4 protein-coding genes and 3 tRNA genes are annotated in these 3,637 nt (G+C 54.5%); all 7 read right to left on the bottom strand.

The genetic code is table 11. The features are described 5' to 3' along the window. On the bottom strand, positions 1 to 323 hold a 323-nt coding region (locus V7747_RS18500), incomplete at its 3' end, for a GTP-binding protein (protein WP_335617465.1). A gap of 85 nt (positions 324 to 408) precedes the next feature. Next, positions 409 to 484: transfer RNA gene (locus V7747_RS18505), tRNA-Thr, on the bottom strand. 27 nt (positions 485 to 511) lie between these two features. Further along, positions 512 to 585 (bottom strand) — tRNA-Gly (locus tag V7747_RS18510). A 24-nt stretch (positions 586 to 609) separates the two neighbouring features. Next, positions 610 to 694 (bottom strand) — tRNA-Tyr (locus tag V7747_RS18515). Between the two features lie 144 nt (positions 695 to 838). Then, entirely contained in the window at positions 839 to 1,513 is a 675-nt protein-coding gene (locus V7747_RS18520) for an SPOR domain-containing protein (protein ID WP_150548317.1), read from the bottom strand. A gap of 8 nt (positions 1,514 to 1,521) precedes the next feature. Next, positions 1,522 to 2,271, bottom strand: coding sequence for a pantothenate kinase (locus tag V7747_RS18525; RefSeq protein WP_335617466.1), 750 nt, complete (start codon positions 2,269 to 2,271; stop codon positions 1,522 to 1,524). Then, positions 2,261 to 3,217, bottom strand: a complete 957-nt coding sequence (birA, locus tag V7747_RS18530; RefSeq protein ID WP_335617467.1) for a bifunctional biotin--[acetyl-CoA-carboxylase] ligase/biotin operon repressor BirA — start codon at positions 3,215 to 3,217, stop codon at positions 2,261 to 2,263. Before birA ends, V7747_RS18525 begins: the two co-directional genes overlap by 11 nt. Between the last annotated feature and the right edge of the window lie 420 nt (positions 3,218 to 3,637).

The raw sequence follows: 3,637 nt of genomic DNA on the forward strand, positions 1-3,637 counted from the left end.
GCCGAGCAAACCAGGATAGCGCCGTCCATCTGGGCAGCACCAGTGATCATGTTCTTCACATAGTCAGCGTGGCCTGGGCAGTCAACGTGCGCGTAGTGACGAATAGTCGAATCGTACTCAACGTGCGAAGTATTGATAGTAATACCGCGGGCTTTTTCTTCCGGAGCGCTGTCAATCTGAGCGAAGTCACGGACAGCACCGCCGAATGCCTCAGCACAAACCTTGGTCAGTGCAGCAGTCAGCGTTGTTTTACCGTGGTCAACGTGACCAATAGTGCCAACGTTTACGTGCGGCTTGCTACGTTCAAATTTCTCTTTAGCCATTTTGACTATCTCCCGACGAATAGTTACGCGAGTATTACCACCATTAAAACAAAGGCAGATACTTGCATATCTGCCTTTATTAGAATGGAGCTCATGAGCGGATTTGAACCGCTGACCTCACCCTTACCAAGGGTGTGCTCTACCAACTGAGCTACATGAGCGATATTTCCATCGCGACGCAGCAAACATGGAGCGGGTAGCGGGAATCGAACCCGCATATTCAGCTTGGAAGGCTGACGTTCTACCACTGAACTATACCCGCGGAGCTTGCTGCTCTCGCTAAATCTGGTGGAGGGAGAAGGATTCGAACCTTCGAAGTCGATGACGTCAGATTTACAGTCTGATCCCTTTGGCCGCTCGGGAATCCCTCCAAATTGTGAGGCGGCATTTTCTAGATCTGCCACCCTACTGTCAAGCTTTTTCTCATTTAAATCCTGAGGTTAGCTGCTTGCCAGCATCTTCTAAGCGCTGCCTGTTAAGGCGACCACTGCGAAGCGGGCGCCATCATATGCAATCTATCGCTGCGATGCAACACCTTTACACGGCATTATTTGATGCTCTAAGCCATTGAAGTCAAAAGCTAATTTCTGCAGAAGCTGATCATCCAGCAAACGTCGGCCTTCTGGAGCAATTCGCACCCAGTAACTGCGGCTAGCACGCGGCATTTCTTTAAGCTGGGGTTGGTAGCCAGCATCACTCAAACGCTGCATTACGCTTTGCGCCGAATCCCTGCGCGGATAGATACCAAGCGATATACCGTTGTTCAGCTCGCCTTCACTGATCAGAAAGCTATCAATTTTACGCCCCTGCAACTCGCGCAATAGTCGTAACGAGGCATCCCTGTTACCCAAAGGCGGCAGATACACCCAGTAATCTTGACCCGCCTGCCCTTCTACTGCCTGGGTAGCTGAACGAATATCCAGACTCAACAAGCGCTGCTCGACCTGAGCGGCATCAGCCTCCTGATCAAACTTGCCCAGGAACAAGCAGGCCTCTTCAGGCTCTTGGGCTGCGGGAGGCGCTTCACGGCGCAGTTGCGTTTCTGATTCGCTGAGTAAGCGAATAGCACGGTCACTCTGCTGCGCCACCGCTAACGGCAACACTTCCTTCGCCCGCAACGGCACTTGCTGCTGATGCCAGACGTAGTAAAAAGCATTGAGCACTAACAACAACAAAAACAACCAACGCATGAGCGACCTCAATTAAGCGGGCAAGCGGCAGCCAGGCCGATAAAAACCAAATCCGGCACTATCCGCGCCTGTGGCAGCATCTCTTCAACCAACGAAGCATCGCCCCCAGTAATAAATACTGCGAAGTCCGCCCCCAGGTACTCGCCAGCCATATCCAACTGCGCCTGAACGAAGCCGCGAAGCATAATAGAGCAACCACGCTCCACCGCCTCCGCAGTCGATTTACCTGGAGCAAAACTATGCCGGGCTTCCTCAGCCGTAGGCTGGTCATAGCGGATACGCCGCGTATGGGTACACAGCTGATTGCGCATCAGCGGCATTCCGGGGCAAATATACCCGCCCAGATGCTCACCTTCGCGCGTCACCAAGTCAGAGGTCACAGCGGTACCAAGGTCGAGCACCAGACAACTCTGCCCACCTGACAAAGCATAAGCGCCCACTAGCGCGAGCCAGCGATCAAGACCCAGCCGCTGGTAATCCTCATAGCCGTTACGCACGCCTGCCAACGAATGTACAGATTGGGCCCGCGAACACTGCACATTGAAGCGCTCTGCCAGACTGGCCACGAGCTGATCAGTCTCCACATCGCTGCGCACACTGACCAGCCGGCAAGCTTGCACATCTTGCCCGGTATCGCCGACAGCCTGCAGCAGTTCTGCATCAGAGCCGACCACACCGACATGTTCAGCTTTCAGACCACCTTTATTAACCAGCCGCCACTTGATAAAGCTGTTACCGCAGTCAAGCTCAAGAATCATCACGCAACCTCAGGCTGAGCTCGCCGCCACTAAATTGTTGTTCAACACCGTCAACCTCCAATCTCAGACCGCCAGAGGCATTCACGCCCAGCACCCGCCCATCGACATGGCGATCACCCGCGCTCAGCCGTACAGACCTGCCCTGCCATGCATGATTGTCCTGCCACTCATCAAGCAGACTGGAAAAACCCTGCTGCAAATATTGCTCGAGATAGTGCGCCAGGTTATCGCCCAGCTTCAGAGCCAAAGCATTGCGATCGACCAGGCAGCCCAACTGCGCACTGACCGAGGTCCAGGCTTGATCAATGCCCTCGGCCTCAGCAGGCATATTGACGTTAACACCAATACCAATCACCACATCACAGGCATCAGCCGGATCACCCGCAATCTCAACAAGAATTCCGGCTATCTTCGCACCTTCTACCAGTACATCGTTGGGCCACTTCAATGCAGTTTGTTGGACGCCCATCTGCTGCAAAGCCTTGGCAAGGGCCAACCCTACAACCAGGCTCAAACCTTCAAGCTGGCGCAGGCCGCCCTCGATACGTATAGCCAGACTGTAATACAGGTTCTGCCCAAACGGGCTAACCCATTGCCGACCCCTGCGACCACGGCCCGCTGTTTGTTGCTCAGCCGTCACCACCATAGGAGCAGACTGGCCTGCCTGTAAACGACGAAGTACTTCGGCGTTGGTGGAGTCGACAACTTCAACCACGGAAATTGGCCAATGCTGACAGCCTGCCGCAAGGCTGGCTTCATCGAGCAGCACCAAAGGCATCTCAAGCCGATATCCGCGACCGCGGACCTTGTGAAAGCGCAGCCCTCGCTCAGCCTCCAGACTTTGCAGCTGCTTCCAGACCGCAGCGCGACTCACACCCAGTTCCGCCCCAAGGGCCTCACCAGAGTGAAACTGTCCGTCCTGTAATAGCCTCAACAGCTGCAACATAGAATTCTCACCGAGCAATAAGGTGCGCATGATAACGATGCACCCTGTACTTGCCTACCAAACAGGCACAGCTTTATTACCCGCGCGACCACTCTTTATAGACCGGCAACACCGCAATCAATAAATAAACGCCCATTCAGCCCGCGAGTTAGAGCGATTGCGACACTGATATCGCTTCGATGGCTGAATCTTCATAGATGCAGCGCGCACCAGACGGCAACGCCGTGGACTGCGCTGTTTAGCACCGCTGCGCGGTGCTAAACAGCCTGCGGTAGTGGTGGCGCCGCTTTGCTGCCTGCTGCGTACAGCTTCTGAACACCCAGCCATTTTCCATCGCGCAAAGTAAAACCCCAGACCGTTTACACGATCTGGGGTTTTGGTATAGGCGCTTGACGATGACCTACTCTCACATGGGGAAAC

This window comes from Halopseudomonas sp. (genome assembly GCF_036960865.1).
GTDB lineage: Bacteria > Pseudomonadota > Gammaproteobacteria > Pseudomonadales > Pseudomonadaceae > Halopseudomonas.